Consider the following 5,010-nt stretch of genomic DNA (forward strand, 5'->3'; position numbering starts at 1 on the left):
GGACTTTTTACGATTATCGCTCCTTGCTCTGCTTTGCTCCCATCTCCCCCCACGCGTGTGTGCTCGCACATACGCGCAAAGGAGTTCTCTGATGTATTCTCTGATGTATTCTCTGATGTATTCTCTGTAGTATTCTCTGCATTATAGTAAGCGTATGTCTGAATTTCCGACAACCTGTTGTCCGCTTTTGCGACGACCTGTTGTCTGATTTCCTGACGACCTGTTGTCTGAATTTCCGACAACTTGTTATCTGCATTTCCGACATAAGTTTGCAGGTTTTCCGACAACTTGTTATCTGAATTTCCGCCATAAGTTTCTTGAATTTCAGCCCTTTTTGGATAGCTTTTTACGTCACTAAAAAGGTGTTTTTTGCGTGGCAAAGTTGCTTCATTTTGATTGACATTATCACTTAAAACAGCATTTTTTATCTCTTTTTTCTCTTGCGGTTTTAAAATTTTAGCTTCGTTTTTATTGTTTTCATCATCGTTTTTTACTTCATTTTCAGAGTAATTTTTTAATGCTAATGCCAGTTTATCCCAGTCTATTTTATAGTAGGTCTTAGCAGGCAGCCCTTTTATGACTATCTCTAAAAAGCTTAACTCTTTTAGCCTTGATTTAGCCCCTAATAGCTCATTTCTGCTTAGCGTAGTTTCATCTTGTAGCTCTTTATCTGTTTTAAAAATCGTGTCGTTATTCGCCTTTGAAAACCAATACATAAGCTGACTTAGCAGCACCCCAGCATTTATGCTGCCGCTTATTTTTGCATATATCGGATAAAACGCAATGGGCTTTTCATTTAATAATTTTAATGCACTCATATTATTACCACCCTTTCTATTCTTTGAAGTGTCGCCCTATCTACTTTTAAGATGATTAAAGGGCTATTCTCGGTTTTTGTAGGTTCGGCTTTTGCTTCGCTTTCGCTCTCTTTTTTTACGCTCTTTGGCACGGCTAAATTTTTATCACGCTTAGCCATTTTTACAAAGTCATCAAAATTTTGATTAAAATAACGTTGGCTCATTTGTCTTGCTCCTTAGAAATTTCGGATTAAAATCGTTGTAAGTAGTAAAGGCGTCCTCAAACACCCTGCACGTGATAGTTTTATTTATAAAGTCAATAATGGCGACGTCTTGATAGATTTTGCTTTGTTTAGCTTTGTATTCAAAATGGGGTTTAAAGTCTAAATTCTGCACTTTTGCTCCTTTGTTTAAATTTGATTAAATCTACCCCCAAAGTGCAAGTTAAACAGAAAGGAGGCGGGGGCAGGTTTAATCAAATCTATTTGCAACTATAATCAAGCGTCATCACCCACGCCACAAATAGGCACATTAAGAGTAGCAATAGCGTATTCATTTAACCTCCTTTAAATCGCTATTAATCACTCTTAAAAGCAGTGCCACAAGGACTAAATTTAAAAGCAAGGTAAGCATAAAATAGCCCATTGCTCCCACCTTTTATCACTCCAAAACCTTAACGACATAACACTAAAAATTAAAAACATCAGCGAAACGATAATCTCATACATTTTTAGCCTCTTTGGGCTAGTTTTTCAAGCAACGTGCTTATGGTTACTAAGTCTAGCCCCTCTTTTATGGCAACTTTTGTAAAATTTATACAAAATCTAATCGCCTCACTATCGCTTTTAAATCCCTTTTCTTGCTCTATCTCGCTTAAACTTACGATATTTTGAGCTGAGAGTTTAAAGGTTTTTGAGATGTCATACTTTTGTATTACCATTGTGTTGCCTTCGTAATCTTTTAATAGCCCCAAAACGTTCGCTATTATTGTCTATGTAAGAAAAGATGTCATACCAAGCGGTTGGTGGTATGCCAAATTTTTCATCCATTATTTTTATGTCGGATATGCTAGGCGTGGTTACACCATTAAGCCACTGACTAACTGCCGAATGTGTTTTTTTTGTTGCATTTGCAATATAGATTAATTTTATTTTTTGATTTTTCATAACGTTAATGTTAGCTTAACTTACTTTAAAAAATACTTAATAAAGATATTTAAACTAACATAAAATGTTATAAAATCTTACTTTTATTGAAAGGATAAAAAATGCTGGGTAGTAGAATTAAAAAGGCTAGAAAATTAGCTGGACTAACGCAACTACAACTATCTGAGATTGTAGAAGTAAATAGGGCTTCAATCGCACAATACGAAACAGATGTGTTTATCCCCACTATACATACTTTAAAGAAAATTGCTGATGCTTGTAAAGTTGATATGCTTTTCTTTTTTGATGATGAATACGAAGTTAAAAATAACATTGTAAAAAAAGAGCTAATGACAAATTTTGCAAATTATTCAGAATTTATTCCTATTGAGTATCAGCCTAAAAATATCATTTATCTTGATAAGGCAGATATGCTTGTAGGTGCTGGGGCTGAGGGGACTTTTGATTTAAAGCTAATTAATACCGCCTCAAAAGTTGCCGTTGATAAAAGCTTTATAAAAGGGCTAAACCCAGCAAATTTAAAGCTCTTTGAAGTAGTGGGTGATAGTATGAGCCCTGAATATGCTGAGGGCGATATAGTTATCGTTGATATGGTAAATCATCGCTATGATTTTATAAAAATCGGTGGCATTTATGTGGTGCTTATGGGGGACGTGGTGTATATAAAAAGGGTTGAGTTTTTACCGCAAGGTAAGTTAAAACTAATTAGTCTAAACCCAAAATATGGCGATATTTACCCACACAAAGAGGGTTATGAGTGCGAGATACTAGGCAAGGTATGTGGTAAAATACACTATGAAATTTACAAGGGTCTAACCTTTGATGACGCTGGGATAAAGTAAAAAGGAGATAATATGCTACTAAAAAAAATTATTTTTTCAGTTGTATTTTTAATGTTTGGCGGTTGTTTTTCTGAAAAGATAGAAAACCTAAATCAAAGCTATGATGAAAACTGCTATTATTTAAATGGCATAAAAAATATTTTTTATGGCTATCAGTTTTTATACTCTAAACCTTTTTATGGCGCTTCGGAGTATGATGAGACACTTTCAGATATGTATGAAATTAGAGCAGATGTTATAAGACACGGCGTTGTAACAAAAGATTGGCATAAGCGTTTTTGGGAGGCGTCAGATGTGTTAAAAAGGACTTCTGATTTGACTGACTGCATAATAGAAAGGACAAGTGGGATTATAGAATTTTTAGCAGAATTTTATGAAAGTGCTATAAAAACACAAGAAAACAGAGCCGTAACAATGACAGATGATTTTAAAAAAATAGTTAAAAACCCTATAAAAATAGTAGCCAAAAAGTGTTACTATGTGATAGGAAATAAATATGACCCACTCTTAGACGCAAGTAGAAAAAATTCTCATAACCGCTTTTTTAACGATGAGCTAAGAAAAATAAAAAAATGTTTAAAACCTTATGTGGCTATGTTAGAAACGTTAGCAAATGATGATATAAGCGATGAGTTTATCACTGGTAAAAAGCAGACGCTAAAAGCAAAAGAGGCGTTAAATAATTTATTTAATAAAAACTATGTGCCAACGATAGAAAAAATAAGCGACGCTAACCCTGAGCAGTTTATAAAGTCAAGAAAGCAAATAGAAAAAGAAAATTTGCAAAAACAACTCAAAGAAAGAGAGGCAAAGCTGATTAAAAATGAACTTAAAAAAGATGATAATTTAACGCAAAAGCTTATTGAGGCTGGTTTTATAAAAATAAAATAAGTTGGATAAAATATAAAAAGCACTTTATAATCAGGCGTTGTCCCTGATTATAAAGTTTTTCGTCCTATCTTTTTAAAACTCTTTGCGTATAGTTTTATGCTTTAATGCCAAAATTTTTTAATAAGCGTCTTTCCTATCACTAACCCTTAAAACATATATCACGAGCCTATCATCAAGCTTTTGATATATCACTCTAAAACTTCTAAGTCTTAGGCGATAAAAGCCGTCAAGTGAGCCTTTTAGCTTCTTTATCTTTTGCGTTTTTAAAAGCTCTTGCTCATAAGCGTGATTATAATGCAAGATGAAATTTTTTAGCCCCAATATTATAAAATTAGCCACCGATTTTTCTAAATTTTTAAGCTCTTTTAAGGCTTTTTCGTTAAATTCAAGTTGCCATTTATTCATTTTATCATCGCTTCTACTTCATCTAGCGTATATGTTTTGCCGCTCTCTTTGGCTCTTTGCTCTGCGATTTTTAAATCCATAATATCAAAGTAATAATCAAGTGCCTGTCTAATTATCGCACTTTTGCTCTCTCCTAGCTCCTTTGCTATACTGCTAAGCTCTGCATTTAGCCCACTCGGCAAAGATACCATTACATTATCACGCATATTAACTCCTTGAATTTTATGCAGATTATATAGTTTTATCTATATTTTTGTCAATATTTTGTTTTTATTGCAATGGTATTATTTTGGTGTTACCTTAGTATTACTTTGGTATTACACACGTAATTTTTTAGAAAATGTTAGTTAAACTTATATTTTTAAGTATTTTTTAAAGTAAGTTAAGCTAACATTACGCTATCCAAACAAAAGGCTGGATAGCATAAAATGCTTTGACCGACAGAGCCTAAACCGAGTTAGGTTTAAATCTGGTTTTAATCGGAAGCGTAACGGCTAAACTTAGAGCCTTTTTTTAAAAAAAGGTTTTAAGCTACGTAAAAGCCGTTAGCCGTGATTGTGTGCGTTTCACGGGAGCAAAAACACGCACATTTTTACCCTAAAATGGGGGCGTTAGCAGTAGAAATTTCTCAAACTCCGAACCTTTGAAATTACAGCCCAAAAAAATCTATTCTCTTTTTTTTACTGCCATTGTCTGGCGCCCCTTTTTTAGGGTAAAGGAGAAAAATGAAAAGACTAATTTTAAAGCTATTTAGGCTTTTAAAGCCACGCAGCGGACTAATAAAAAAACATAACATTTTTAAAAATTTCGGAGGTGTAAAATGGAAAATTTTTTATATAACGACCTAAACGAACACGGCGAAATATGGGAGTTTAGGCGGTATTGTTACGAACACAGGGACGTTGATGA

At 33.8% G+C, this 5,010-nt stretch carries 10 protein-coding genes; 3 read left to right on the forward strand and 7 right to left on the reverse strand.

All coding sequences use genetic code 11. The annotated features are described in order from the left end of the window. The 5 genes from NYG85_RS11655 to NYG85_RS12235 form a co-directional block, all read right to left on the reverse strand. On the reverse strand, nt 1–818 hold an 818-nt coding region (locus tag NYG85_RS11655; RefSeq protein ID WP_284938814.1), incomplete at its 3' end, for a hypothetical protein. Then, the gene (locus tag NYG85_RS11660; protein WP_284938816.1) at nt 815–1,021 is read right to left on the reverse strand and encodes a hypothetical protein; all 207 of its coding nucleotides are present in this window, start codon (nt 1,019–1,021) and stop codon (nt 815–817) included. The genes NYG85_RS11660 and NYG85_RS11655, both read right to left, overlap by 4 nt. Next, entirely contained in the window at nt 1,002–1,193 is a 192-nt protein-coding gene (locus tag NYG85_RS11665) for a hypothetical protein (protein ID WP_284938817.1), read from the reverse strand. Before NYG85_RS11665 ends, NYG85_RS11660 begins: the two co-directional genes overlap by 20 nt. A gap of 334 nt (nt 1,194–1,527) precedes the next feature. Beyond that, on the reverse strand, nt 1,528–1,737 hold the full coding sequence (locus tag NYG85_RS11670) for a hypothetical protein (RefSeq protein WP_284938819.1): 210 nt from the start codon (nt 1,735–1,737) through the stop codon (nt 1,528–1,530). Next, nucleotides 1,718–1,963: a helix-turn-helix domain-containing protein gene (locus NYG85_RS12235; protein ID WP_432264863.1), complete on the reverse strand. Its 246-nt coding sequence runs from the start codon at nt 1,961–1,963 to the stop codon at nt 1,718–1,720. The genes NYG85_RS11670 and NYG85_RS12235 overlap by 20 nt, the downstream gene beginning before the upstream one ends. A 101-nt stretch (nt 1,964–2,064) precedes the next feature. Here NYG85_RS12235 and NYG85_RS11675 point away from each other — a divergent pair, with 101 nt between their 5' ends. Continuing rightward, nucleotides 2,065–2,805, forward strand: a complete 741-nt coding sequence (locus NYG85_RS11675; protein WP_284938820.1) for an XRE family transcriptional regulator — start codon at nt 2,065–2,067, stop codon at nt 2,803–2,805. Nucleotides 2,806–2,817: 12 nt separating this feature from the next. Further along, nucleotides 2,818–3,696, forward strand: a complete 879-nt coding sequence (locus NYG85_RS11680) for a hypothetical protein (RefSeq protein WP_284938822.1) — start codon at nt 2,818–2,820, stop codon at nt 3,694–3,696. Between the two features lie 117 nt (nt 3,697–3,813). Here NYG85_RS11680 and NYG85_RS11685 read toward each other — a convergent pair whose 3' ends face one another. Together NYG85_RS11685 and NYG85_RS11690 are read right to left on the reverse strand one after the other, a co-directional pair. Beyond that, the gene (locus NYG85_RS11685) at nt 3,814–4,101 is read right to left on the reverse strand and encodes a type II toxin-antitoxin system RelE family toxin (protein WP_284938823.1); all 288 of its coding nucleotides are present in this window, start codon (nt 4,099–4,101) and stop codon (nt 3,814–3,816) included. Continuing rightward, entirely contained in the window at nt 4,098–4,307 is a 210-nt protein-coding gene (locus NYG85_RS11690) for a ribbon-helix-helix protein, CopG family (protein ID WP_284938825.1), read from the reverse strand. Before NYG85_RS11690 ends, NYG85_RS11685 begins: the two co-directional genes overlap by 4 nt. A gap of 519 nt (nt 4,308–4,826) precedes the next feature. Between NYG85_RS11690 and NYG85_RS11695 the strand changes: the two genes are divergently transcribed. After that, complete coding sequence (locus NYG85_RS11695; protein ID WP_284938826.1) at nt 4,827–4,949, forward strand: hypothetical protein; 123 nt, start codon at nt 4,827–4,829, stop codon at nt 4,947–4,949. Nucleotides 4,950–5,010 lie beyond the last annotated feature (61 nt).

This window comes from Campylobacter gastrosuis (assembly GCF_030249845.1).
Taxonomy (GTDB): Bacteria; Campylobacterota; Campylobacteria; order Campylobacterales; family Campylobacteraceae; genus Campylobacter_A; species Campylobacter_A gastrosuis.